This window comes from Vibrio rubrogenes (assembly GCF_059641415.1).
Genome location: NZ_JCARSY010000007.1, coordinates 14,152 through 40,647, shown reverse-complemented (window position 1 = coordinate 40,647; position 26,496 = coordinate 14,152). Strand labels below are relative to the sequence as shown.

Here is a 26,496-nt window from a genome sequence, read left to right as displayed (position 1 = left end):
GGTTTATTCTTTATTCGTTGCCTGCGGCTGCAGGACTGTGGATACACGCTCGTTTGAATTTCCGTCTGCAATGAGTTTTTGTGCAGAAATTTTGTAACGGATTTTGGTACTGCGGATCACACTATCATCTTGCGATAGCATCGCTTTATCCGTCATGGTCAATTGGTCCGCAGCCATTTGATAATTGAGTTTCTTGGCTTCGCCATAGAGGGTTTTCCCTTCATCGGTTAACTGAGAGAACGTGGCCAGATCACCGAAACCTTGGATTTCCTCGATCTGTCCGTTTTGAGGATTCCGAGTCACGATTAACTTGTCAGCATGGATATTAATGCTTCCTTGTTTGAGGGTTACGTTGCCCACAAAAGTAACCTGATTACTTTTTAAATCAAGTTGCTGACTATCCGAATCGATGTAAACCGGTTGTTCGGTATCTGTTGATAATGCCAAAGCGCCGCTTGAGATAAACAGGCAAGCGATCAAACTAAGGTGTGAGATTTTCATATCTACCCTGTACATGGTTATAAAGTAAGGCGTTATGATCGGCAAAATTTCCTTTCATCGCCTGACCTTGTGTTTCAAATTGTGGACCTTTCAGTAAGACGGGTGTGTCTGTCCAAAAATCACGGTTATCCAACTGCATACTGAGCTTTGCTGTTTCAAGTGACTCGAAACTGGAATCCTCAAGTAAGTTTTTACCAATCACGTTGTCGTAAAGCGTTAATATTTTATTCTTGGTCAGAATTCCCCGTTGAGCCGTCACTTTCCATTCCATGATTCGCCCGTCACGGTAAACCTGTAAAATCGGATGCTCGAATACGGTGTTGCCGCTTTTGGCATAATAATCCAAATGCGTTGATGTGATGGTATAACTTCTCACACCGTCTGCGCCATACGAAATATTTGAAAGATGTTCTCCACTAAACATCGGTAGCTCCGTATTCGGAGCTACTTGTACATTCGCTTTTCTTTCATTATCGAGCAGATAGTAAATGGACCAGCAGATAATGAAAAATAAGAGTATATAGATTGTACGAGCCAGACTCATATACTCAAACCTTTATGCATTTCCAGCTCACCCCGGGACTGTAAGATTAAATCACAGACTTCCCGTACGGCACCATGACCACCCGGAATAGTCGTGACGTAGCTGGCTCTTTTGACCAGTAATGGATGACCGTCGGCCACACAGACTTTCAACGCGACTTGTGCCATGACCGGCCAGTCAATCAAATCATCACCGATATAGGCGGTATGTTCCGGTAAAATCTGCGTTTTTTGACAAATGTCAGCATATGCGCTCACTTTATCATCTTGCCCCTGATAAATCAGTGAAATACCCAGCGCTTTCATTCGGTTTTCGACTATTTTTGAGTGCCTGCCAGTTACGACGGCAACCTCAATACCTGCATTCATCAGCGATTTTATGCCATACCCGTCCCGGGTATGAAAGGTTTTCAGTTCTTCCCCCTGATTGCCTAAATAAATCCGGCCATCGGAGAAAACACCATCCACATCACAGATGAGTAATTGGATTTGACTTGCCACTTCCCAAATGGATGAAGTCACCGGGCCATAAAGTGTTTCAACCATATCTGTCACTACATCACTCCTGCTTTCAGAAGGTCGTGCATGTTGAGAGCGCCGACCAGAAGGCCGTTATCAACCAACATCAAACCGTTGATTCGTTTTTCCTGCATTAAATTGAGCCCTTCCACCGCAAGAATGTGAGGTGATGCAGTGGTTGGGTTTCGGGTCATCACATCACTAATCTTGGCGCTGTGAATATCGACACGTTTGTCCAGAATTCGTCTGAGATCGCCATCGGTAAAAATACCGAGTAGCTTTTGCTGTTGATCGACCACTGCCGTCATGCCTAACCCTTTTTGACTGATTTCCATTAAGGCATCGCGGATTAAGGCATCAGGGCTGACGAGAGGAAGTTGATCTCCGGAATGCATAATATCACCCAGTTTGAGCAACAGCTTACGACCCAATGCGCCGCCCGGATGAGAGAGCGCAAAATCTTCCTGAGTGAATCCGCGAGCCTGTAACAGCGTAATTGCAAGAGCATCACCCATTACAAGTGTTGCCGTGGCGCTGGATGTCGGTGCCAGACCTAACGGGCACGCTTCTTCCGGGACGGAGACTTGTAAATGGAGATCAGCAAGCTTGGCCATATTGGATTGTGGATTACCGGTCATGCTGATAATACGGATCGAGCGACGTTTCAATACCGGATAAAGTGGGAGTATCTCTGATGATTCACCTGAATAAGAGATCGCAATCACGATGTCTCCTTCGGAGATCATACCGAGATCCCCGTGTGCAGCCTCACCCGGATGAACAAAGAAAGACGGGGTTCCGGTGCTGGCGAAGGTTGCCGCCATTTTCTTACCGATATGACCAGACTTACCCATACCCATGACGATAACTTTACCCGTCGTATTACTCAGGATCATGTCGCAGGCTTGACAGAAATGCTCGTCAATGTATTGTTCTATTTGTTGTAAACATTTGATTTCTATGTCTAAAACCTGTTTTGCTGATTGAGTATAGTTTAGTTGTGGCATCCTCAACTCCGTTCTCTCTTGCTAAGCGCCCATATTCATGAATAAATAAGTCTGATAGACAATAAATATAACGAATAGAATAAACCCTTCGATTCTGTTAATGCTCCGGGATTTTCCTAACGCCATGACGACTAAGAGCAGAGAAAGCCCCAACATGACCCAAAAATCTCGTCCCATGGCATATTCGCTGATGACTGAAGGGTTCAGAATCCCGGGGAGCCCCATCACTGCCAGAATGTTGAACACATTCGAACCGATAATATTACCCACGGCCATATCATCTTCACCTTTAAGTACCCCAGCCAGAGAGGCTGCGAGTTCTGGCAGGCTAGTCCCGATCGCAATAATCGTCAGACCGATGACGAGATCACTCATGCCAAAGTATTTTGCAATGATGACGGCATTATTTACGAGAAGCTCTGCAGACAGTGGTAGCAGGATCAGGCCGACAATGACCCAGAATATTGCTACTTTGCTATTGACGCCTTCTGGTACTTCTGACTCCTGCTCAGCCAGCAGCCGGTCTTTTTGATTGCTTTCACTGCGGCTGATTTTGAGCATTGCCAGAATGAATATGGCAAACACAACAAAGAGCAAGACGCCTTCATAGAAACCAAGGTGCCCATCCCAGAGAATCACACCGGATAATAATGTGACTCCAATCATAAACGGAAGTTCTCTGCGCAGCAGTTCTGAGTTAATGGATAATGGTTTAATCAGTGCTGTGATACCCAGAATTAAGGCGATATTGGCAATATTAGAGCCCAGTATGTTACCGACAGCGGTATCGGTTTTATTAGCGAGCGCTGCCGTTGCAGAGACCATCATCTCTGGCGCTGATGAGCCCATTGCAATGATCGTCATACCGATCACCAACGGTGAAATCCCAACATTGCGTGCCAGTGCTGCAGAGCCAAAAACCAACCGGTCTGCACTCCATACCAGTAAGATGAGTCCGACAATCAATAAAGCAACAGCTGTAAGCATGTGTATTCCTAGTGGGTAAAGATAAAATATTTAACCGTCGATTTTGACGTTTTGGCTTGCAAAAGAAAAGTGAAACCGCTTCATTTATCCATCAAAAGGTTGCAAATTTAGATTTATTTCTCTTTTAGAGTGAATTCAAAATGTTGCTCAGCAAACCATGTCAGTGACCGGATGGTATTCTCTATCGATATTTGTCGGACACCTGTAAGCGCGCTGACAAAGGAGGAGCATATTACCATCAAAATGGGAAATAGGGATGTCAAACTGGTTCGGACAGTACGTTTTTTCGACAAGGCGAATGTGTCGGAGTTTGATGCGGAAAAGTAAGTCAATGCTTCTTGCGCCAGTGATGGTATGATAGAACTCGTCTGGCGTGATTCTCTGTACTGATGTTTTAGAAGGCATCACGGGAGCAGCAGCATCATGATGCAGAGCTTTAAATTTTTGAAATTATATTTATGATTGCGTTTTTTGTTCATGACGGAGACGTGACGAACAATTGAACATAGGAAAGGAACGATAGGCTGTGTATGTCCGAGTCTGATCTGGTAACGATTAACAATCTGACGTTTTCTCGTGGTGACAGAAAGATTTTTGATGATGTGTCACTCCATGTCCCACAGGGAAAGGTCACCGCGATTATGGGGCCTTCCGGTATCGGGAAAACGACCTTGCTCCGTCTGATTGGTGGGCAACTTCTGCCTGAATCCGGAGAAATCTGGTTTGATGGAGTAAATATCCCTGCTTTGGGGCGAAACAAGCTTTATCAGGCGCGCAAGAAAATGAGTATGTTGTTTCAGTCCGGTGCGTTATTTACCGATCTGAACGTATACGATAATGTGGCATTCCCGCTACGGGAGCATACCGAATTGAGTGAAACATTCATTCGAACACTAGTATTGCTCAAACTCGAAGCGGTCGGTTTACGAGGCGCGGCTTATCTGATGCCGAGTGAATTATCCGGTGGGATGGCGCGTCGTGCGGCACTTGCCCGGGCAATCGCACTGGATCCTGAGTTGATTATGTTTGACGAGCCATTCGTCGGACAGGATCCAATGACGATGGGAGTCTTGGTTGAACTAATTCGTCATCTGAATCAAGCCTTGGGAATCACGTCTATTGTTGTTTCTCATGATGTTCCGGAAGTGATGAGTATTGCGGATTGGGTGTATATTCTGGCCGACGGAAAAATTATTGCGAAAGGCACGCCTGAGTCATTACTCCAGAACAATGATCCACGAGTCAGACAGTTTTTACAGGGTGAAGCTGACGGGCCGGTTCCTTTCCGCTATCCTGCGCCGTCACTTGAGAAGGACCTATTTCATGTTGGCTAGTTTTATTCAGTTTGCCGTTCAGACCGGGCGGAGAACCTTTGATATTTGTGAAGCATTTGGTCGTGCGACATTTATGTTGCTTGGTGCTTTAATGAGTCGGCCTCATCCGGTGAAAAATTTTCCGCTGTTGATCAAGCAAATCTACAGTGTCGGCGTGTTATCCATGGCCATTATCATTGTGTCGGGATTGTTTATCGGCATGGTTGTGAGTTTGCAGGGCTATGTCATTCTGGTCGATTATGGGGCAGAAGGCAGTTTGGGAACACTGGTTTCACTATCGTTGTTACGTGAATTAGGGCCGGTTGTGACCGCATTACTATTTGCCGGACGAGCAGGCTCGGCACTGACGGCTGAAATTGGTTTGATGAAAGCCACCGAGCAGTTGTCGAGTCTTGAAATGATGGCCATTGATCCATTGAAACGCGTTATCGCACCTCGGTTTTGGGCCGGTGTGATTTCGATGCCTGTATTGGCGATGATCTTTATGGCTGTCGGCATTTGGGGAGGACAGTTGGTTGGTGTGGACTGGAAAGGGATTGATGATGGCAGTTTTTGGTCAACGATTCAGGCAACCGTCGAGTTAGGTCATGATATTGGTAACAGTATGGTGAAGTGCTTTGCGTTTGCTTTTACCATCGTATGGATTGCCCTGTTTAATGGGTATGATGCGATACCAACTTCTGAAGGTATCAGCCGAGCGACAACGAAAACAGTCGTTTATTCGTCTCTCGCTGTTTTAGGTCTTGATTTTGTTTTAACTGCACTGATGTTTGGGAACTAAACATGCAACAAACACGAACAATAGAATTTTGGGTGGGCACTTTCGTTATTGCCGGAATTTGCGCAATTTTGGTGATGATCTTTCAAGTTGCTGATGTAAAAGGTCTGGGAGCGGATGATAGTTATCAACTGACTGCGGAGTTTGACAATATCGGTAGTCTGAAAGTTCGTTCTCCCGTCAAAGTTGGCGGTGTGGTTATCGGTCGGGTTTCTGAAATCAGTCTGGATCCGGAATCATTAAAGCCAATGGTAAAATTGTCAATCAGCAGCCAATATAAAGAATTTCCCGCGACATCCAGTCTTCAGATTTTGACATCCGGGTTGATTGGTGAACAGTATATTAGTTTGGTGCCCGGATTTGTCTGGGGAGATGAAACTGAGTTACTGGGCAATGGTGACAAGGTTGAAGATACTAAGTCTGCATTAGTGTTGGAAAATCTGATTGGGCAGTTCCTCTATCGGAGTGGTAATTCCGCTGATGATAAGAAAAGTCAGGCAGACACGAAGGAGTAAGGGATGTTAATGCGCTATATGATGCTACTGGTAGTTTTATTCTGTTCGATGACCGGTCAGGCGAAAACCATTGATATGCACAATCCTTATCAGATGATGAAGCAGGTGTCAGAAAAGACGTTTCAGCGTTTGAAATCTGAGCAAAGTAAGATTCATCAAGATCCGAACTATCTGAAAGTGATCGTAAAAGATGAGTTGATGCCTTATGTCAATTATCAGTACGCGGCGTTAAAACTGTTAGGCCCTTACCTGAAAGGTGCCAAGAAGGATGATGTGCTGGCATTTATCGATGCATTTCAAGGCTATCTCATTAGTAGTTATGCGCAGGTTTTAACGCAATACAGTGATCAAGAAATTACATTTGGACCGGAGCCAAAAATCGATACAACAGACCGGATTACAACTGTGATGGTCAATATTATCGATACACCGAATCCTGATATTAAACTTGAGTTTCAACTGAGAAAATCGAAGTCAGGCGAATGGCAGGCTTTCGATATGATCGCTGAAGGTATCAGTATGCTATCCAGTAAACGTTCGGAGTGGAGTGGTAAAATTAATAGCGATGGTATATTAGCTGTGGCAAACGAGTTGAAAACACTCTCTCAGCAACCGATAACAATTGAGAAAAAGTCATGACACATCCTCAGTGGCATCCGCTTGAACAAGGCAATATTGAGTTGAGTGGTGCGCTGGATCGAGAAACTGTCCCCGGACTATGGCAGTTTCTGCAGCAGTGGCAACCGACTCATAAGCAAATCATGCTTTCACTCGAAAATGTGGTGCGGGTCGATTCCGCAGGCATGGTGTTGCTGATTCATTTAATAGAACATGCAAAAAAGCGAAACTGCCATATAATGCTCAGTTTCGTGCCAGAGCAACTTCACATGTTATTTCAGTTAAGTAACATTGAGTCGCTCGTAACAGACCATATTTCAGAATAAGTAATTAGGGGTAGATAGTGGATAGTGCACAAGTACAAGAGATTTTAGATGAGGCACTTCATCTTCACGAAATCCATGTTAAAGGGGAAGGCAGCCATTTTGAAGTGATCGCAGTTGATGAATGCTTCAATGGAATGAGCCGAGTGAAGAAACAGCAATTTATCTACGCCCCTTTAATGGCATATATTCAGCGTAATGAAATTCATGCCGTTTCCATCAAAGCCTACACCCCGGTAGAATGGAAACGCGATAAAAAACTGATGTCTTTGTAAGGTTGATTCATGGAAAAATTTCGAGTAACCGGAGCAAATCGACCTTTACAGGGCGAAGTGGTTATTTCCGGGGCCAAAAATGCAGCGCTTCCGATTCTGTTTGCATCGATTCTGGCTCAAGAACCAGTTGAAGTCGCCAATGTTCCCCATCTGCGTGACATTGATACGACCATGGCTTTATTGCAGCAATTAGGTGCAAAAGTTGAAAGAAATGGTTCAGTGCACGTTGATCCTAGCCGTATCAATCAATACTGTGCACCTTATGATTTGGTCAAAACGATGCGCGCCTCCATTTGGGCATTGGGCCCACTGGTTGCCCGTTTTGGTCAAGGACAGGTTTCTCTGCCAGGCGGTTGTGCGATTGGTGCGCGTCCTGTCGATTTACATATTCAGGGGCTGGAGCAACTGGGTGCTAAAATCGTGTTGGAAGACGGTTATGTGAAAGCGACTGTGGATGGCCGTTTGCAAGGCGTGCACATTGTCATGGATAAAGTGAGTGTCGGTGCGACGATCACGGTGATGTGTGCAGCAACATTAGCCGAAGGCGTGACCGTTTTAGATAATGCCGCGCGTGAGCCGGAAATTGTCGATACTGCCATGTTTTTGAACACATTGGGGGCGAAAATTTCCGGTGCAGGCACAGATACGATCACCATTGAAGGGGTTGAACGGTTAGGGGGCGGTAAACATACCGTTGTGGCTGACCGGATTGAAACTGGTACATTTCTGGTGGCAGCAGCCGTTTCTGGTGGTAAGGTCGTTTGCCGCAACACTCATGCGCATCTGCTTGAGTCTGTCTTAGCGAAATTGGAAGAAGCCGGTGCATTGATTGAAATTGGTGACGACTGGATTTCGCTGGATATGACGGGACGAACACTGAAAGCGGTATCGGTCCGGACGGCACCACACCCAGGGTTTCCGACCGATATGCAGGCTCAGTTTACGTTACTCAATATCATAGCAAAGGGCAGTGGCGTGATTACCGAAACGATTTTTGAAAATCGATTCATGCATGTGCCCGAGTTAATGCGAATGGGAGCGAAAACGGAGATCGAAGGGAACACCGTGATCTGTGGTGATATTGATGGATTGAGTGGTGCTCAGGTCATGGCGACGGACTTACGTGCTTCAGCCAGTCTGGTTATTGCCGGATGTATTGCCAAAGGTGAAACTATCGTTGATCGAATTTATCATATTGATCGCGGCTATGAGCGTATTGAAGACAAATTGTCCTCACTGGGCGCAACGATTGAAAGGTTCAGTGACGCCGGTTAATTGATTGTCGAATTGAGTCGAAACTGAAGAAGGGTTTCGGCTTTTTTATTGTGGGGCTGGTGTTGATGGCAGCCCTGATTTAGGAGAACAGAATGATTGCACTATTACGTGTGTTTGTTGTCGTGATATTTGCGCTATTCATGTTTATCTTCGGGTGTGGCTACTGTTTATTGAGCCCTCGCAATCCGAAGCATGTTTATACATTTGGTCGATTGTTTGCTCGTATGTCCCGCCTGTTCGGGATCAAACTTGAGCTGCGCCTGCCGGAGAATGCACTTCAGCAGACGCAAAGTATTTATATTGCTAATCACCAGAGTAACTGGGATATGTTTACCGTTTCTGCGGCTGTCACACCGAGAGTGGTTACCGTCGGGAAGAAAAGTCTGGTATGGCTGCCTTTGTTCGGGCAGCTCTATTGGCTGGCGGGCAATATTTTGATTGATCGTGCCAATAAAGCCAAAGCGAAAGGCACGATTGATCAGGTGGTCGATAGTGTCAAAAATAACAATGTCTCGGTGTGGATGTTTCCGGAAGGAACACGCTCTCGTGGGCGAGGATTATTACCTTTTAAGGTCGGAGCGTTTCATGCTGCAATTGCCGCGGGTGTACCGATTGTACCAATTGTATGTAGCTCGACCAGTCATCTGAAATTAAACCGCTGGAATAATGGTCATGTCATCGTTGAGATGATGGCACCGATTCCGACTGAAGGCTTGCAAAAAGAAGACGTTCGTCGCTTGGCGAAAGAGTGTCATAAAGTGATGAAAGAGAAGCTTGAATCGTTGGATCAAGAGGTTTCTGTTTTAAATCAGGGGCGAGGATCAGTGATTAACTGATACGAACTGGTTTACCGCGCTTATGAAAAAGGTTGATAGCAATATCAACCTTTTTCTTTCTAGCGGCGTGCGCATCAGTCAGTGTATCAAGCCAAACCAAACACACTTCAAATCGGCTTAACGGACAGCGATGGCTTCAATTTCAATGCCAACATCTTTGGGCAGGCGTGCGACTTCAACGCAAGAGCGAGCCGGATAGTTTGCAACGTTGTGCTCATCGAAAAACTTGCCATACACTTCATTGACGGTCGCAAAGTCACCGAGATCTTTGACAAAAACAGTCATCTTCACAATATTGGCGACCGTTAAACCAGCAGACTCAATGATGGCTTTGACGTTTTCCAGAGACTGACGGGCTTGCGCTGCAATTTCAACCGGTACTTCGCCTGTGACCGGGTTAACCGGGATTTGTCCGGACGTCATGATGAGATTACCCAAATCAACACCTTGAACGTATGGCCCGATAGCTACCGGCGCTGATTCTGTATGAATTACTTTTGTCATTGTTTTCTATCCATTACATGTTGCTTCTTCAGAAAGGTCAGTTTGCCTTGATTCAGAGCGGAGGTAAAGCTTCAATCCTCCGGGGGAATTTAAGTTCGCTCTGTGACGATTTCTCTTGAGAAAACCTTTTCGCAATACTTACATTTCAACCGAATATCCTGTTTCTTCTCCACAATGCTAAAACTACTTTCTACGGGTTCATCATGGGAGATACAGTTGGTGTTCGGGCAGGCAAAGACATTATTCACGCGTTGTGGCAGTTTCAACGCGAGTTTTTTCACAACCTTGTAGTTTTCAATCTGGTTGACCGTCGCATGAGGTGCATACAGCGCCAGTTTGTTGGCTTGGGATTCGTTGATGAAGACATTTTCGATCTTCAGTAAGTCTTTAATCCCTAATGCTGATGAAGGCAGATTCAGCCCGATAGTTACCTTCTGAGAAGATTGATGCATATCGAAAAGCTTCAACACCTTAATGCCGATTTGTGCCGGGATATGGTCGATAACGGTGCCGTTTTTAATGGCTTCTACCTGTAATTGTGAATCTTTTGGCATGATCATTTGCTCCCTTTACAGTGTTTCATTCAGCACAAGCGCAAGCAGTGCTTCGCGTGCGTAGACGCCATTTTCTGCCTGTTGGAAGAAATAAGCGTGTGGTGTTTGATCGACATCCGTGGTGATTTCATCGACGCGTGGCAGGGGATGAAGGACTTTCATATTCTCTTTTGCGTCCTGAAGTTGGGCGGCAGAAAGAATATAAGCCGAGCGAATATGCGCATATTCCGATTCATCAAAGCGTTCTTTCTGCACCCGAGTCATATAGAGAATATCCACTTGAGGAATCACACTCTCAATATCAGTATGCAGACTATACTCATGACCTGCTTCTTCCAGCTCTTCTAAGATATAGTCTGGCATAGCCAGTGCATCCGGTGCGATAAAGAAGAAACGATTGTTGTTAAATTTCGCCAGAGCCTGAGTCAGAGAGTGAACGGTACGACCATATTTCAGGTCACCGACGAACGCGATGTTGATCCCATCGAGACGTCCTTGTGTTTCGGTAATGGTAAAGAGATCGAGCAAGGTTTGGGTCGGATGTTGATTGGCACCGTCACCGGCGTTGATGACGGGGACACCGTTAGAGAATTCTGAAGCCAGACGCGCGGCACCTTCCTGTGGGTGACGCATGACAAAGGCATCTACATAAGAAGAGATGATTTGTACGGAATCCGCCAGTGTTTCGCCTTTCTTCGCCAGTGATGTATTACCACTGTTATCAAATCCAATCACGTTACCACCAATCCGTTGAATCGCGGTTTCAAAAGAGAGCCGCGTCCGTGTTGATGGTTCAAAGAAGCAACTGGCAATGACCTTATTGCGGATCAATTCCGGTTGAGGTGTTGCTTTCAGCTGACCTGCTGTGTTGACAATCAACTCTAACTCGTCACGTGTGAGTTCAGAGATTGAGATGATGTGCTTTCTATATAGCGAATTCGTCATGATCATCTTCCCTAGTATTTTCTGACAGCCATAAAAAAGCCCCCCGATCAGGGAGGCTTTCAAAAATAGTAACAAAGGAGAACCATAAGATGAGGCAAGTGTCTTTGCTTACCCCAATGCAGCGTTGATAAGACTGTGTTGCGGAATGACCCCGAACGCTCATGATGTTCCCTCTGAGACAAATTGCTCGGAATTATACGCTTAACTTGATTGAGTGCAAGCGATTACATCGTGTCTGCCCAGAATAAATCCCAGCCTCTGTAAGCAGAGAATGTTAAGCGCCAAGCGTTGCGACCATCACTGCTTTGATGGTGTGCATTCTGTTTTCCGCCTCATCAAACACAATCGAATAATCAGACTCAAAGACTTCTTCCGTTACTTCCAGTCCCTGCATGCGATACTTCTCAGCGATTTCTTTACCAACAACTGTTTCATCATTGTGAAATGCGGGGAGGCAATGCATAAATTTAACATGTGGATTGCCCGTGAGTTGAATGGTTTGCATGTTGATTTGGTAAGGTGTCATCAAGGCGACGCGTTCGTCCCAAGCTTCGGGTGCTTCGCCCATCGATACCCAGACATCGGTATAGAGAAAATCACACCCTTTGACACCGGTGGCAACATCTTCGGTCAACGTAATGGTTGCCCCTGTGGTCTTAGCGATTTCTTGACAGGTTTTGACAAGCGACTCTTCCGGCCAGAATGATTTAGGTGCCACAAGGCGAATATCCATTCCCATTTTAGCGGCACCGACCATCAGTGAATTACCCATGTTATTACGGGCATCGCCCAGATAGGCAAAGGAAATTTCATAGAGATGTTTACCACGGCTATGTTCTTGCATGGTGAGGAAGTCGGCCAGAATCTGCGTCGGGTGGAATTCATCAGTCAACCCGTTCCAGACGGGGACGCCGGCATAAGTTCCCAACTCTTCAACGATAGCCTGACCATAACCACGGTATTGAATACCATCATACATGCGGCCGAGAACCCGAGCGGTATCTTTCATCGACTCTTTATGGCCAATCTGCGAACCAGACGGGCCAATATAAGAAATTTGTGCGCCCTGATCATGGGCGGCTACTTCAAACGAGCAACGGGTTCTGGTGGATGATTTTTCAAAAATCAGCGCAATATTTTTGCCCAGCAGTTTTTTCTGCTCGGTACCGGCATACTTTGCTTTTTTCAAATCTGTTGCCAGATCCAGCAAAAATTGGATCTCGATTGGTGTAAAATCGAGAAGTTTGAGAAAATTGCGGTTGCGTAAATTAAAAGCCATACTTCAGTCCTGCAAGAGATCACCACTAATATGACTAGTAAACCATAGAATACCCTATAATGTGAATAAATAGTTTAAAAAAATGGCAATTTATTCATGGTCACCCACGTTTTTTCTCTTTTACTGCATATTTTTCTATAAATCCAGCCTCAGTTATTGCAAAGAGGCTATTGCTTGATTGTGGTGTATCAAGGGCAGGAGAGGGGAGTCTTTTGGCAATTGATTAACGTAACACCTTTCTATCTCTGATTGACTTTATCGAGTATCAACATCCTGTACACTAGACACGATAGCTATGAATTGGACAAATTTATATTACGCACACGTTCTATGTGTATAGTTAAAAAGGCCTTTTCATCATAAGTCAGAGTGTAATTATGTTTTTTACTTAAATAAGTTTCAATTTTATTCACTGTGTTCCAGGATAGGCTTAATCGTTGGTCAATGTCATCATATAAAGATATCTGATCATGATCAACTAGATTCTTATTAGAAAGACGTTGGGCGAAAAACTTTAAATGTGTCAGTAGGCGTTGATAATTGATATCTTGAACATTCCAATTAATATTTAAATCATATTTGATAACACTCAATATATCCTTCACTATTTCAGTCGTTTGTATAACATTTTTCATGTTATTTTCACTGGCAGCATTGACGAGATGAAGCGCAATAAAAGCGGCCTCATCTGTTGGTATGTCAAGTTCTAATGTCTTGTTGATCAATGCTAAAGCTTTTTCTCCGACGGAATATGCTAAAGGATAGAATTGCTTAATTTCCCAATAAAATTGATTACGGATAGCCATCCCTTTTCTGTAACGTAAAACAGCAAAATTAATATGGTCACAAAGAGATAAAAATAATGTATCTTGGAGCTCGATCTGTAAATCCTCACGTGCCATTTTGATCACTTGATCAGTCAGAGTAAGGTAAATGGGAGGTATCTCTGATAAAATATCAGCAAAGAAATCATGAATACCACCCTGAGATTTAAAAAAATGGCTTTCAATATCAGATTCTTGGATGAGGTCGCCTTTCTTTTTTCCCCATCCGATGCCATTTCCTAATGCAACAGATTCATTTCCATCATCTGTAATGACTAATACTGAATTGTTATTCAAAACTCGGTCAATTTTCATCATCGCACCTAAAAAATTCAACAATAATCATCCGCCCATACGATTATTGTTGATTTTACTTACCTCACATTCATTAAGGTTTATTGTTGACTATATTGTCAAGACATGTGAGGTGTTAAAGTTGATGTTTCGGGCTGTTGAACTGTGGCAACGTTAGTAATTACAAACGGTGTTACAACTTGGTAACCCGCATTGATTATCGAATCTTTATCAAATTCAATTAATAATTGCCCCTCTACGACACGATCACCTTCTTTGACATGCATCGTAAAATATTTACCTTGTAACTGTATGGTATCAATGCCGACATGAATCAAAATTTCTACACCAGTATCTGAAAGTAATCCAATTGCATGGCTGCTATTATAGGTATGAGCAATTATTCCACTTGTTGGTGCGTACACGCACCCTTCTGCCGGTATAATTGCGATGCCATCGCCGACAGCTCCAGAGGAAAATACTTTATCATCAACACTTTCCAATGCAATAACCTCACCTTTAATCGGAAGACTCATCATTTTATCGGCAACGAGCAGTTTGTCTCCGACGAGTTTTGGTAACTCATTTTTCGAAAGATTAGTAGGTGCAGATACCTCGGGTTGCTCTTTGGCTGTATTCTGAAACCCAACAATCAAAGTCAGTACAAAACTGATAACAAAAGCGATGAGACAGCCTAAAATAAATCCAGTGAAGCCCGGGCCGTAAAAAATAGGTATTGTCAGTAAGCTGACCATTCCCATAGAAATCGCAGAACTTTGAGCATAGCCGACGATGGCACCACCACAACCTGCGGCAATGACTGCACATATGAATGGTTTTTTCAGCTTCAGTGTCACACCATAGACACCGGGTTCGGTAATACCAAATAATGAAGTAATAAATGCAGCCCCCGCTAAGGCTTTCATTTTTTCATCTTTAGTTCGTACCATAACGGCTAACAAGGCGCCTGATTGTGAAAATACAGCCGGCCCGGTTGCGGCTTTAAGGTAACTTCGACCGAGAATCGATAAATCATTGATGAACAGCGTAACAAAGCCCCAATGAACGCCAAAAATAACGAAGACTTGCCAGAATGCTGCGAAGAGCGCACCAGCGATGATTGGGTTGAATTTATATATGCCAACGAAGACATTAGCCACCGATGTACTGACAGTTACACTGACAGGACCAATACACATTAAAGTCAGTGGTACCATGATTGTAACTAACAAAAACGGTGTCACTATATTACGAATACTATCATGGAATAAATCTTTTAATTTCTTCTCTAAATAGCTGGTCACCCAGATGCAAAGAATGATTGGAAGCACTGAACCTGTATATTTCATTAAAATAACAGGGATACCAAAAAACGCCACATCTTGACCGTTCTCATAGAGAGCCTGAATCGTTGGATAGATCATTGAACCTGCAATAGAGACAGAGACAAATGTATTGGCACCAAATTTTCTTGAGGATGTGATTGCTAATAGAATTGGTAAAAAATAAAAAATACTATCAGATGCAGCGGAGAGTATAATATATTCATTTTGTGTACGAGAGAGTAGATCCAGTGCCGTTAGAATAGAGAGGACCCCTTTCAGTACACCTGATGCTGCCATGGCGCCTAATAATGGTGTAAAAATAGATGAAACAACATCAACCAACTTTTCTAGTATATTTCCTTTGTTTTCTGTCGCATCATTATTTGTATTTGATTTTTTATTTTCGCTCAGGATTGATGAAATAGAACCAAATTCCATGTAGACATCTGAAACTCGATTACCAATAACAACTTGAATTTGTCCAGCAGAGTTAATTGCTGTGATAACGCCATCGAGTTCATTGAGTGCGTTCATGTTTACTTTATTTATGTCTACAATTTTAAAACGTAAACGTGTTGCGCAATGAACTAACGAAGCTACGTTACTTTCACCACCAACTTCTTGCAAAATGTTGGAAGCTAGCTCTTTAGTGTTCATAAAAATTCCTCTTAATAATAAGGTACTGAACAAATTGATATATTAAAGTCATAAATCTATGAGAGGATGGTATGGCTATGAATAAGATTTAATAGGATCGCAACATTCAATCCCAGTAATTCAAATAATTAGAGAATCTAAAGTTATCTTGTTATATGCCCTAGATATCAGGGCATATGTTAAATTATGTATTTCTATTCTTTTACGGCATAAGATGTTTATAAACATTCACCATTACTTGAGATGACTTCTTTATACCAATAAAAACTGTCTTTGCGTCTACGAATTAAAGTTCCATTTCCTTGATCATCACGATCGACATGAATAAAACCATACCGTTTTTCCATCTGTGCCGTACCGGCACTCACCAGATCGATGGGCCCCCAGCTGGTATAACCCAAAAGCCGGACACCATCTTTTATCGCTTCTTTCACTTGGATAAGATGTTGACGTAAATATTCAATCCGGTAGTCATCATGGATACTGCCATCTTTTTCAACGATATCTCGTGCGCCAAATCCATTTTCTACAATGAAAAGTGGTTTTTGGTAACGATCATACAAATCATTTAGTAAATAACGTAAACCTTCAGGATCAATTTGCCAGCCCCATTCTGATGCTTCTAGGTGGGGATTGGGAATGAGCCGAATAATATTTCCTCGAGAGCCCTCATATTTTTCTGGCTCCCAAGTAGAGCAGCCACTCATGTAATAGCTGAAGGAAACAAAGTCGACGGTATGCTGCAAATCTGCGTAATCATCTTCAGTTATATTGAGATGAATATTATTCTCACGGAAGTATCGTTGTGCCCACGCAGGATAATCACCACGAATTTGAATGTCACCAAAGAATAACCATTCTCGGTTTTCATTCTGCATTGCTAGCATATCTTTAGGATGACATGTCATTGGATAACGAAGTGCACCTAGCAGCATATTGCCAATCGAGGCATCAGGGATAATGTTGTGGCAAGCTTTTACCGCCCGGGCACTTGCGACCAACTGATGATGAATCGCTTGATAAATGCTCTGCTTATCTGGGGTTCCTTCAAGCCCTACTCCTGTAAAAGGAGAGTGGAGAGACATATTAATTTCGTTGAAAGTCAGCCAGTATTTAACCTGATTTTTATAACGCTCAAATACAGTAACAGCATACTTTTCAAAATGATCTATCGTTTTTCGATTAATCCATCCGCCTAATTTTTTTACCAGACCGTATGGCATTTCATAATGGGATAATGTGATTAAAGGCTGGATATTATATTTGGCCATCTCTGCAAATAAGTTATCATAAAACACTAACCCAGCTTCACATGGTTCAGCCTCATCCCCGTTAGGATATATTCTTGACCAGGCAATTGATGTCCGTAATACCTTAAAACCCATCTCAGCAAAAAGTTTGATGTCCTCCGGATACTGATGATAAAAATCGATCGCAATATCTTTAATGCACTCTACGTCAGCATCTCTTTGCGTTATCGCACCATGTATTCCGTCTGGTTGCATGTCTGAAGTTGAGACGCCTTTCCCATCGATGTTCCATGCGCCTTCTACTTGATTTGCGGCTACCGCCCCGCCCCATAAAAAGTTTTCTGGAAAGCCTTTCATCTCTATCTCCGATTCATTATTCTGCTTTAACTTTCTAAATCCAAAAAAAAACCTGAGATAAGCACAGTATTTAACTATGCTTATCTCAGGTTTCGCCCAAAAAGAGGTAACGTCCTTTCCTTTGTACAAATCATAAACAAATCAATAGAACAAAAAAACTGATATGACATGTTTATGTGATAACTATCACAGGGAATAATTAGCGTTTGGGCTGGCTCAACGCCATGGAACATGGAAGAGGCTCACAATCAAAGAAATGGTTGTGAGCCGTAAATATTAGAATTTAAAAGTAGGTTTCAGTGAACTCAGCCAGTGAGCTTCTTTCCACTTCATCAAAAATGAGAATAGAGCCTTTTTCATAGTTTCTATATACATTGACTGCTGCGGATAAACCGCTGGATGCAGCACTTACGAACTTGTCATCAATCTGACTTAAGTTGCCAAGTAAGATTGTCCTACAATTTTTCCCACCACGACTAAGCATTCCTTTGACTTGGGCTCGAGTCATATTCTGTGCTTCATCAATGATTAAAACCGCATTGTCGAGAGAGCGTCCTCTAAAGTAAGCCATGCTTGTAAATTCAATATTGGCCCGTTCGATGATATGTTCTACGGTTTCATGAACATTACAATCTTCACCTTCACCTGAATGCATGGATACGAGGGCATCGGTGATACCGACCATCAGCGGGAGTGATTTCTCTTTTAAATCACCGGGTAAAAAGCCCGGATCGTCATCCATAAAGTCCCGGCTTCTGACGACGACAATTTTTTTATATTGTTTGGTCTCGATCACTTGATGTAATGCAGCAGCCACGGCTAAGAAGGTTTTTCCTGAACCGGCGGGGCCAAGCATAATATTGAGATCATAGCTCGGATCGATTAATTGATTTAATGCAATCGCCTGTCTCTGATTTTTAGGGCTGATTCCCCATACTTTTCCCTGCTTTTTCGGTAGAAGTTTGGTAATGACATGTGTCGGGGTTACTTGTGTTACCACCCCGATATGATGTTCATCATCAAACCAGTACATATTTTTTTGGACTTCTTCACTAAATAAATGACGATCAAACTGATAATGATCTCCGGAGAGTTTGAAATCTTTATCTGTCTCGATTCGGTTAAATAAGTCACCCTCGAAATATTGCACTCCGGAATAAAGTAAATCGATATCTGTAATTTGGTTATCAATCGGCACATCTTCAGAGAATACGCCAATCGTTCGAGCTTTCAATCGCATATTGATATCACGGCTTACAAGCGAAACTTCTCGGCCTAGTTTTTTCTGAAGTTGGAATGCAAAGTTAATTATATGATTATCTGCATCACTACCAATACCATGACGGAGTGATTCTTCGACTTCAATATTGGTATCTACAGCTATAAATAATTTACCTCGTGTGTTAATTTCACTTGATGGTAATTCTATACCTGCTTGTAATTCTTCTGCGTTATGACCATTTACTAAATCTTCGAGCATACGTATACAGACTCGAGCATCTGCACTTACTGATTTTTCTCTACGTTCCTTTAAATTATCTAATTCTTCCAGTACCGTTAGACAAATATAAACATCATCTTGATATGCTAATAAACTTTTTGGATCGTGGACTAACGCTGAAGTATCTAAAACTCGGGGAGTGTTGGTTCTTGCTATCATAATATGCTTCCTACATATAATGGAAAGACCGATGTTTCTGCCATCATGATCGATTCAATGATTTAATCTCTGCTCGTCGAGAATAAGCACTGAGTGTTTAATAACTGTATCATTCGCATATATTGCCTGTCGGGGATCCGGTAGTTCAAAGCACGGATTGTGACTCGGCTATTCCTTGTGGTATCTCGTGAATTGTTGTGAATTCGGGGGCTTTTTTCGGGGACGGTCATTGGGATGACCACATCATGTTGCTGGAAAGGGGAAATCGTTAGAGATTCATGGCGGAAGATATCGGTATCCGAGACAAATTGTTTCCGGTCAGTATCGCCCATAAGCGTCTCCTTGCCGTCAAGCGGCTGACTGAGAAGAGATAGCTTGCCAGCATTGTCCGAGAGTCATACCAGACTGGGTTTGTATGTCTCCGCGACGTACTGCAAACCTTTTAACAAACCTGCTGAATAAACACGATGACGGAACATCGGTTGATTCGTTACAACAGAACCAGCGGTAAGTATGTGATAACTTCGTCGCCTGATTCAGCCGTTTCCTTGTATCGCATAACTATTAAGTTCTAGAAGTTATACTCATTTGTATACCGAATGGTGTAAGTATAGCAATCAATTAGTTTACAAATGACATCATTTTTTTACATTTTTATGTCAGCGCCCAACTCTGTGGATTTCACGTGACCTGTATCACAGCATCAAGTAAGATGAGCCCCCATTTTCTGCACCTAGCTGGAATCACAGTCATAATGATACGGGTTAGTGAGAGGCAGACTTTAGTAATACTTTGATCAAAATGAGGTGGTTGATTCATGGCTTTTGCGTTGGGGCAACGTTGGATAAGTGATACAGAAAGCGATTTAGGACTAGGCACAGTGGTGGCATTAGATGACAGAACAGTCACATTAATGTTTGCTGCATCAGAAGAGAATCGTGTTTATGCACGCCACGATGCACCGGTCACCCGAGTTATTTTTCATGCTGGGGATACAGTCGATTGCCAAGAAGGATGGACGTTGCTGATTGAGCAGGTGAACGAAGAGGATGGGGTACTCACTTATATCGGTACGCGTCAGGATACGCAGGAAGCACAGGTTGAATTGCGAGAAATATTTTTAAGCCACCAAATTCGATTTAACAAACCTCAAGATAAGCTATTTGCCGGTCAGATTGATCGGATGGACAACTTCGTATTGCGCTACCGCGCATTACTCAATCAGCATCAACAGCATAAAAGCCCAATGCGCGGACTTTGTGGTGGGCGTGTCGGTTTGATTGCTCACCAGCTATATATTGCTCATGAAGTCGGGCAACGTCATGCCCCCCGCGTCCTGCTGGCTGATGAAGTGGGATTGGGGAAAACGATTGAAGCGGGGATGATCATCCACCAACAAGTGTTGTCGGGTCGAGCGGAAAGGATTCTGATTGTTGTCCCTGAAACTCTCCAATATCAGTGGCTGGTTGAAATGATGCGTCGTTTTAACCTGCACTTTTCTATTTTTGATGAAGAGCGCTGTATCGAGTCACAGAGTGAGGCTGAAAATCCGTTTGAGACTCAGCAGTATATACTTTGTTCTCTTGATTTCCTTCGCCAATATCCTCATCGTTTTGAGCAAGCGAAAGCGGCAAGCTGGGATTTGATGGTTGTTGATGAAGCGCATCATTTGGCTTGGGAGGTTGATCAGCCTAGTCCTGAGTACCAGATCGTTGAGACGCTGGCACAACAGATTTCCAGCGTTCTGTTATTGACCGCAACTCCGGAGCAGCTCGGCCGGGAAAGCCATTTTGCCCGCTTACGCTTGTTAGATCCGGATCGTTTTTATGACTTTGAGGCGTTCATTCAAGAAGAAGCGTCTTATGAACCGGTGGCTGAAGCGGTTTCTGCACTGGCTGAAGACCGGGCGTTATCCAATGAATCGAAAAATCATATTGTGGAATTGCTTTCTGAGCAGGATGTTGAGCCGCTTTTCCGGATTATTGACGGCAATACCAGCCATGAAGATAAAGTCAGTGCGAGAGAAGAATTAATCGGCAACCTGATGGACCGTCATGGGACCGGACGAGTGCTGTTTCGTAATACGCGTGCGTCTATTCAGGGATTTCCACAGCGTTGCGTCAATCTGATTCCGCTGGCACAGCCACAGGAATATATGGACTTTATCGAACAATATATTGCTTCGCTTGACGCAGACCACCGCCTGAAAATCGAAAGCGGTATGTATCCGGAGAATGCGTATCATGCTCAGGCGCATAGTTCGCAGGTGTGGTGGATGTTTGATCCGCGTATAAACTGGCTGCTCGATAAAGTGAAGTCGAAGCGCAGTGATAAAATTTTGGTGATTGCCGCCAAGGCGGAGACCGCACTGCAGATTGAACAGGCATTGCGTGAACGCGAAGGTATCCGGGCGACGGTTTTTCATGAAGGTATGTCGATCATTGAACGCGATAAAGCCGCAGCTTATTTTGCTCAGGATGAAGGCGGAGCACAGGTGCTGGTTTGTAGTGAAATCGGTTCTGAAGGACGAAATTTCCAGTTTGCCAGCCAGTTGGTCATGTTTGATCTGCCGATGAATCCTGATCTGTTGGAACAGCGTATCGGACGTCTGGACCGGATTGGTCAAAAGCAGGATGTTGAGATTCATGTGCCTTATTTACAGGGTGCGTCACAGGAAGTGATTGCCCGTTGGTATCATGAAGGCTTGAATGCTTTCGCGGAGACTTGTCCGACGGGAAATGCTGTGTTTGAATCCTTCGCTGAGCGCTTGATGGCGCTGCTATCGTCATCAGATGATCATCAGTTGGAAGATTTGATTGCCGATGCCCGTAAGATGAATCACGACTTGAAAGCTGCGCTGGAACACGGGCGAGATCGCTTACTGGAAATGCACTCTCATGGCGGCGAAAAGGCCGAACAGATTGTCCGTGAAATTGCAGCAACAGACGGGGATACTGAACTGGTCGCTTTTGCGCTGAACCTGTTTGATACCATCGGATTGAATCAGGATGATCGCGGTGAGCATACGCTGGTGGTGACGCCTTCTGAGCATATGATGGTTCCGAGTTATCCGGGATTACCTTATGAAGGGGCGACAATTACATTTGAGCGAGAAACGGCACTCTCCCGGGAAGATATCCATTTCATGACGTGGGAACACCCGATGATTCAGGGCGGAATTGACCTGCTCCTGAGTGAGGGCGTGGGAACCTCGGCCGTTTCTTTGCTGAAAAATAAAGCATTGCCGATCGGGACGATTTTACTCGAGTTAGTTTATGTTGTGGATGCTCAGGCGCCAAAACGAAGTGGTATCGGCCGTTTCTTGCCGAAAACACCAATCCGTCTGATGCTGGATGCGCAGGGCAATGATTTGTCATCACAGGTGGCATTCGAAGGATTCAATCGTCAGCTTAGTCCGGTCAACCGCCATCTAGCCAACAAGCTGGTCACTTCTGTTCAGCAAGAGGTTCACCAACTGATTCAGAGAAGTGAAGATGTAATACAATCGAAGGTGGTGAGTATTCGACAAGCAGCACAGCAGGAGATGGAATCAGTATTGAATCGCGAACTCGAGCGTTTACAGGCGCTTAAAGCGGTCAATCCGAATATTCGTGATGAAGAGATTGAGATTCTGGCAAATCAGATCTCAGCGTTGTCGGTGCTGATTCAGCAAGCGCAGTATCAGTTGGATTCTCTGCGCTTGATCGTGGTTTCACATCAGTAAGTTGTGTTCATCTCAAGAACAAAAAAGCCATCAACTGATGGCTTTTTTGATATTCAGCGAGTACTTATTGTTTACATGATACTTATTGCTTACATGAACCATTTCCACCAGAGAAATAGAGCCAGAAAGCCAAATAGATAAATCAGCCCTGCAATCGACAGCAATTTCATTTTCGGGCCCAGTGTCAGTGATTCGGGCAATGGTGTTCTGGTGACTAAAACATAGTTGAGCAGTGCAAAGACGGGTGTCGTGACGAATGCCATGATCATGGCAAAATTCAGCATCGGCAGTAAGGCGGACTTGGCAAAAGCGAGAATGCTCAGAGATGCTACCGAAACGATAAGCATCCATGGCGTTAGATAACGATGCTTGTTCTCGTCCGTTTTCTCATCTGCCTTTTCTCGTTTTAACAGGCGTTGTGACTCTGCAATCACCCGGGAATAGCCATCGATGACGGTAATCGTACTGCCAAAAATACAGAAGAAAGCGATCACGGCAATCAGGTAACGGGCCCATTCACCGATGGTCGATGCATATAAGCTGACTAACTGGTGCGTAAATCCAATACCTGACTTGGACAACTCGGTTCCCGTGCCATGAATCAATAATGCGCCGAGGGCAAGAAAGACAATCGCCAGAATCGCAGTCCCGATATAGCCGACATTAAAATCGAACAGTGCCGATTTTGGCGTGACATGCTGCTGAGCACACTGATTTTTCAGCCAAATCGAGGTGAGGCTGGAGATTTCAATCGGTGCCGGCATCCATCCCATGGTCACAACCAGAAAGCCGATCGCCGCAAGTGTCCAGGGGGATGGATCGGGTGCGTCGGCGACGGTGGCGACCGGGTGGCCAATGGCAATCACAACCGCTGACAGGGTGGCAATGGTGAGAACGGCCATGATCATTTTCGCCAGTGAATCGAGTGCTTTGTAGTGGCCGGCAAATAAAATGATCAGACAGGTAGCGACGACAATGATCGATAAAGTCAGACTGGATAATTCAAACGGCATGAAATATCCCAACAGACTGGCACTAAAGAGCGTCAGTGCTGCCGTATTGATTACCGCTGAAATGATACTCAGCAGCATAAAAATCCACAGGTAAGGTTTGCCGAGCTGAGCATAACCATGAACCAGACATTCCCCTGTGCCCATTGTGTATTGAACACCTGCCCGGAAAAAAGGGTATTTAAAAAGGTTCACGAGCAAGATTAAGACTGCCAGTTGCCAGCCATAGATTGCACCGGCTTTGGTTGATGCCACGAGATGAGATCCACCGACGGCAGCGGCAGCCATCATAATTCCGGGACCGAGTGATTTGATCACTCTGGACAATGAAGATCCCTGCAGAGAGGGATAAGCGGCAGCATTTTCCATTCTTGTTCCTTAGTTTGAAGCAATTATTTAAAGCAATTGTGTGTAGTGATGTTGTGTCGTTTTTATTCTGTGTGTTTGCACTATTCTGTGTATTTGCACTATCGCGGGTAACGATAGACTGACAATGCACGCTATATTTTTCGTGCGTGTCTTTATTATTTTGTCAATGAAACTCATGAATATCATATTTGTCGTAGGTGTCAATTTATATATACATAAATGTTAAAAAAGAGGAACGAATCCGATAGTGGTATGAGCACTTGGTGAGGGGGAGAATCTACGATTGCGCCCATCATAAGACAGACCAATCAGACTGCATCTTGCAGTGATTTCGGTATATAATGCAGCGCGTTTTTTCTCTAGAGATGCTGATATGGCAATGACATCGTACACGCCTCCGACAACACCGTGGACGGAGATTATTTATCAAGACGAGCATATTGTGGCGGTCAATAAACCTTCCGGTTTGCTTTCTGTTCCCGGCAAAGATCCGGAACATCATGACAGTATGTGGAGTCGCTTGGTGGATGATTATCCGGAAATTCAGGTGGTCCATCGTCTGGACATGGCGACCTCCGGACTGATGCTGTTTGCCAAGAATAAACATGTAGAAAGTACATTGAAAAAACAGTTTCAGTATCGATTAACGCATAAGGTCTACTATGCGCGGGTATGGGGCAACGTTGAATCCGATGAGGGCGAAGTTGATTTGCCGTTGATCTGTGATTGGCCGAATCGTCCCCGCCAGAAAGTTTGTTTTGAAACCGGTAAGCCGTCCCGGACTTTGTTTCAGGTCGTCGCCAGAGAAACGCAGACGACGGTTGTGCGTCTTTTTCCTGTGACCGGGCGATCCCATCAGTTGCGGGTTCACATGCTTGCCATCGGTCACCCGATTGTGGGCGATGAGTTTTATGCTCCGGAAGCAGCCAAAGCGTTTGCGCCGCGACTCCATTTACATGCCGCTGAACTGAGTTTCTATCATCCCAAAAGTCATTGGTTGCGACGCATATTTGTGCCGTGTGAGTTTTATCCGGTAGCCGAAGCGATCATTTTCGAACATTTTGACCCAGAGAGAAAACTGCCGGATTATAAGAAGTTGCCGAGGCCATAGCCGCATTCCCCAACCCAGAATAAGGAGCAAAGGATGTCATTACCGCGAATCGTATTTGTTGATCGAGCCACGATCCCGAACCATATTCACTTCCCTGAGCTTCCTTTCGAACATCAGTGGGTGAGTTATGATGAGACATCACCGACACAATTACTGGAAAGAGTGCTGGATGCCGATATTCTCATTACCAATAAAGTGGTACTCAACGCTGAGTTACTCTCTCAACTTCCCAAGTTACGCTTGATTGCTGTTGCGGCAACCGGTGTGAACAATGTTGATATCGAATATTGCCGGGCGCATGACATCGCTGTCACGAATGTGCAGGGGTATGCCACGCGCTCTGTGCCTGAACATGTGATCGGTATGATATTCGCGCTACGACGGCATCTGATGGCTTATCATCATGATATTGCGCGGGGAGAGTGGCAACAGCGTCGTCAGTTCTGCTTTTTTACTCATCCAATCGGTGATGTGGCCGGTAGCACTATCGGGATTATCGGTCATGGTACGTTGGGACAAGCGACTGCTCAACTGGCCAGTGCTGTAGGGATGCAGGTTATCTTTGCCGAGCGTAAAGGTGTGTCAGTTTGCCGAGAGGGATTTTTACCGTTTGAAACAGTGTTACGTCAGGCTGATGTGGTTTCATTACACTGCCCTTTAACCGAAGAGACCCATCATTTGCTTGGTACCGATGAGTTATCCATGATGAAAGCCAACGCGATTCTGATCAATACCGGAAGAGGCGGACTTGTGGATGAAACAGCACTGGTTGAAGCGTTGATGTCCGGCGTTATTACTGCTGCCGGTGTTGATGTATTCACTCAGGAGCCAGCCGATGAGCGCAATCCACTATTGGCAAATATTGATTTACCGAATCTGTTGCTGACACCGCACATTGCCTGGGGAAGTGATTCTGCTATTCAGCAATTGGTTCAGCGATTAATGGATAATATTGCCGCATTTCATCAGGGGCAAAAACAGAACCGAATTGTTTAGTGAGTGGTGAATCTCATCACCTCAACCGAGTAATTTGGGATATTTGTGCACTATTTTTTGGCAAGACGTCTCATATTCATGCGCTTGTCACGCAGACGCGTGCAGAATATTCGCATTGTTGATAAT

At 44.3% G+C, this 26,496-nt stretch carries 26 protein-coding genes; 11 read left to right on the top strand and 15 right to left on the bottom strand.

Annotated features, from left to right (window positions below):
• Positions 1-3 precede the first annotated feature (3 nt).
• The 5 genes from lptA to AC55NX_RS07095 are packed head-to-tail and all read right to left on the bottom strand — an operon-like array spanning position 4 to position 3,557.
• The gene (lptA, locus tag AC55NX_RS07115; RefSeq protein ID WP_059119812.1) at positions 4-501 is read right to left on the bottom strand and encodes a lipopolysaccharide transport periplasmic protein LptA; all 498 of its coding nucleotides are present in this window, start codon (positions 499-501) and stop codon (positions 4-6) included.
• Positions 482-1,045: an LPS export ABC transporter periplasmic protein LptC gene (gene lptC, locus AC55NX_RS07110; RefSeq protein WP_496995113.1), complete on the bottom strand. Its 564-nt coding sequence runs from the start codon at positions 1,043-1,045 to the stop codon at positions 482-484. Before lptC ends, lptA begins: the two co-directional genes overlap by 20 nt.
• The gene (kdsC, locus tag AC55NX_RS07105) at positions 1,042-1,599 is read right to left on the bottom strand and encodes a 3-deoxy-manno-octulosonate-8-phosphatase KdsC (RefSeq protein ID WP_496995112.1); all 558 of its coding nucleotides are present in this window, start codon (positions 1,597-1,599) and stop codon (positions 1,042-1,044) included. Before kdsC ends, lptC begins: the two co-directional genes overlap by 4 nt.
• On the bottom strand, positions 1,599-2,570 hold the full coding sequence (kdsD, locus tag AC55NX_RS07100) for an arabinose-5-phosphate isomerase KdsD (protein ID WP_496995111.1): 972 nt from the start codon (positions 2,568-2,570) through the stop codon (positions 1,599-1,601). Before kdsD ends, kdsC begins: the two co-directional genes overlap by 1 nt.
• 21 nt (positions 2,571-2,591) lie before the next feature.
• On the bottom strand, positions 2,592-3,557 hold the full coding sequence (locus AC55NX_RS07095) for a calcium/sodium antiporter (protein WP_496995110.1): 966 nt from the start codon (positions 3,555-3,557) through the stop codon (positions 2,592-2,594).
• 530 nt (positions 3,558-4,087) lie between these two features.
• On the opposite strand from AC55NX_RS07095, the gene mlaF reads away from it, so the two are divergent.
• The 8 genes from mlaF to AC55NX_RS07055 all read left to right on the top strand — a co-directional run bounded on the left by mlaF (position 4,088) and on the right by AC55NX_RS07055 (position 9,511).
• A complete protein-coding gene (mlaF, locus tag AC55NX_RS07090; RefSeq protein ID WP_496995109.1) occupies positions 4,088-4,891 on the top strand; it encodes a phospholipid ABC transporter ATP-binding protein MlaF in 804 nt (267 codons plus the stop codon).
• Positions 4,881-5,672 carry a lipid asymmetry maintenance ABC transporter permease subunit MlaE gene (gene mlaE, locus AC55NX_RS07085; RefSeq protein ID WP_496995108.1) on the top strand — a complete coding sequence of 264 codons (792 nt, stop codon included), beginning with the start codon at positions 4,881-4,883 and terminating at the stop codon, positions 5,670-5,672. Before mlaF ends, mlaE begins: the two co-directional genes overlap by 11 nt.
• Positions 5,673-5,674: 2 nt before the next feature.
• Complete coding sequence (gene mlaD / locus AC55NX_RS07080; RefSeq protein ID WP_496995107.1) at positions 5,675-6,184, top strand: outer membrane lipid asymmetry maintenance protein MlaD; 510 nt, start codon at positions 5,675-5,677, stop codon at positions 6,182-6,184.
• A 3-nt stretch (positions 6,185-6,187) separates the two neighbouring features.
• The gene (mlaC, locus tag AC55NX_RS07075) at positions 6,188-6,823 is read left to right on the top strand and encodes a phospholipid-binding protein MlaC (RefSeq protein WP_496995106.1); all 636 of its coding nucleotides are present in this window, start codon (positions 6,188-6,190) and stop codon (positions 6,821-6,823) included.
• Positions 6,820-7,128, top strand: coding sequence for an STAS domain-containing protein (locus AC55NX_RS07070; RefSeq protein WP_496995105.1), 309 nt, complete (start codon positions 6,820-6,822; stop codon positions 7,126-7,128). Before mlaC ends, AC55NX_RS07070 begins: the two co-directional genes overlap by 4 nt.
• 17 nt (positions 7,129-7,145) lie before the next feature.
• A complete protein-coding gene (ibaG, locus tag AC55NX_RS07065; RefSeq protein ID WP_496995104.1) occupies positions 7,146-7,400 on the top strand; it encodes a BolA family iron metabolism protein IbaG in 255 nt (84 codons plus the stop codon).
• 9 nt (positions 7,401-7,409) lie between these two features.
• Positions 7,410-8,675, top strand: a complete 1,266-nt coding sequence (gene murA / locus AC55NX_RS07060; RefSeq protein WP_496995103.1) for a UDP-N-acetylglucosamine 1-carboxyvinyltransferase — start codon at positions 7,410-7,412, stop codon at positions 8,673-8,675.
• Positions 8,676-8,767: 92 nt separating this feature from the next.
• Positions 8,768-9,511 (top strand): 1-acylglycerol-3-phosphate O-acyltransferase, encoded by a 744-nt coding sequence (locus tag AC55NX_RS07055; RefSeq protein WP_496995102.1) that lies wholly within the window; start codon positions 8,768-8,770, stop codon positions 9,509-9,511.
• A 117-nt stretch (positions 9,512-9,628) separates the two neighbouring features.
• On the opposite strand, the gene AC55NX_RS07050 is transcribed toward AC55NX_RS07055, so the two are convergent.
• From AC55NX_RS07050 to AC55NX_RS07010, 9 genes are all read right to left on the bottom strand, one after another.
• Positions 9,629-10,015 carry a RidA family protein gene (locus tag AC55NX_RS07050; protein ID WP_496995101.1) on the bottom strand — a complete coding sequence of 129 codons (387 nt, stop codon included), beginning with the start codon at positions 10,013-10,015 and terminating at the stop codon, positions 9,629-9,631.
• A gap of 89 nt (positions 10,016-10,104) precedes the next feature.
• On the bottom strand, positions 10,105-10,569 hold the full coding sequence (pyrI, locus tag AC55NX_RS07045; protein WP_059119826.1) for an aspartate carbamoyltransferase regulatory subunit: 465 nt from the start codon (positions 10,567-10,569) through the stop codon (positions 10,105-10,107).
• A gap of 15 nt (positions 10,570-10,584) precedes the next feature.
• Positions 10,585-11,514 (bottom strand): aspartate carbamoyltransferase, encoded by a 930-nt coding sequence (pyrB, locus tag AC55NX_RS07040; protein ID WP_496995100.1) that lies wholly within the window; start codon positions 11,512-11,514, stop codon positions 10,585-10,587.
• 274 nt (positions 11,515-11,788) lie between these two features.
• Positions 11,789-12,793 carry an ornithine carbamoyltransferase gene (gene argF / locus AC55NX_RS07035; protein WP_496995099.1) on the bottom strand — a complete coding sequence of 335 codons (1,005 nt, stop codon included), beginning with the start codon at positions 12,791-12,793 and terminating at the stop codon, positions 11,789-11,791.
• Between the two features lie 293 nt (positions 12,794-13,086).
• The gene (gene licT, locus AC55NX_RS07030) at positions 13,087-13,953 is read right to left on the bottom strand and encodes a BglG family transcription antiterminator LicT (protein ID WP_496995098.1); all 867 of its coding nucleotides are present in this window, start codon (positions 13,951-13,953) and stop codon (positions 13,087-13,089) included.
• Positions 13,954-14,030: 77 nt separating this feature from the next.
• Positions 14,031-15,893 carry a beta-glucoside-specific PTS transporter subunit IIABC gene (locus AC55NX_RS07025; RefSeq protein ID WP_496995097.1) on the bottom strand — a complete coding sequence of 621 codons (1,863 nt, stop codon included), beginning with the start codon at positions 15,891-15,893 and terminating at the stop codon, positions 14,031-14,033.
• A 218-nt stretch (positions 15,894-16,111) separates the two neighbouring features.
• A complete protein-coding gene (locus tag AC55NX_RS07020; RefSeq protein WP_496995096.1) occupies positions 16,112-17,500 on the bottom strand; it encodes a glycoside hydrolase family 1 protein in 1,389 nt (462 codons plus the stop codon).
• Positions 17,501-17,783: 283 nt separating this feature from the next.
• The gene (locus tag AC55NX_RS07015) at positions 17,784-19,160 is read right to left on the bottom strand and encodes a PhoH family protein (RefSeq protein ID WP_496995095.1); all 1,377 of its coding nucleotides are present in this window, start codon (positions 19,158-19,160) and stop codon (positions 17,784-17,786) included.
• 62 nt (positions 19,161-19,222) lie between these two features.
• Positions 19,223-19,492 (bottom strand): PIN domain-containing protein, encoded by a 270-nt coding sequence (locus AC55NX_RS07010; protein WP_496995094.1) that lies wholly within the window; start codon positions 19,490-19,492, stop codon positions 19,223-19,225.
• Positions 19,493-19,977: 485 nt separating this feature from the next.
• Here AC55NX_RS07010 and rapA point away from each other — a divergent pair, with 485 nt between their 5' ends.
• The gene (rapA, locus tag AC55NX_RS07005; protein WP_496995093.1) at positions 19,978-22,884 is read left to right on the top strand and encodes an RNA polymerase-associated protein RapA; all 2,907 of its coding nucleotides are present in this window, start codon (positions 19,978-19,980) and stop codon (positions 22,882-22,884) included.
• A gap of 89 nt (positions 22,885-22,973) precedes the next feature.
• On the opposite strand, the gene AC55NX_RS07000 is transcribed toward rapA, so the two are convergent.
• Positions 22,974-24,263 carry an NRAMP family divalent metal transporter gene (locus AC55NX_RS07000; protein WP_496995092.1) on the bottom strand — a complete coding sequence of 430 codons (1,290 nt, stop codon included), beginning with the start codon at positions 24,261-24,263 and terminating at the stop codon, positions 22,974-22,976.
• Positions 24,264-24,636: 373 nt separating this feature from the next.
• Here AC55NX_RS07000 and rluA point away from each other — a divergent pair, with 373 nt between their 5' ends.
• Both rluA and AC55NX_RS06990 read left to right on the top strand, forming a co-directional pair.
• On the top strand, positions 24,637-25,374 hold the full coding sequence (gene rluA / locus AC55NX_RS06995) for a bifunctional tRNA pseudouridine(32) synthase/23S rRNA pseudouridine(746) synthase RluA (RefSeq protein ID WP_496995091.1): 738 nt from the start codon (positions 24,637-24,639) through the stop codon (positions 25,372-25,374).
• A gap of 33 nt (positions 25,375-25,407) precedes the next feature.
• Complete coding sequence (locus tag AC55NX_RS06990; protein WP_496995090.1) at positions 25,408-26,370, top strand: D-2-hydroxyacid dehydrogenase; 963 nt, start codon at positions 25,408-25,410, stop codon at positions 26,368-26,370.
• The last annotated feature ends 126 nt before the right edge of the window (positions 26,371-26,496 follow it).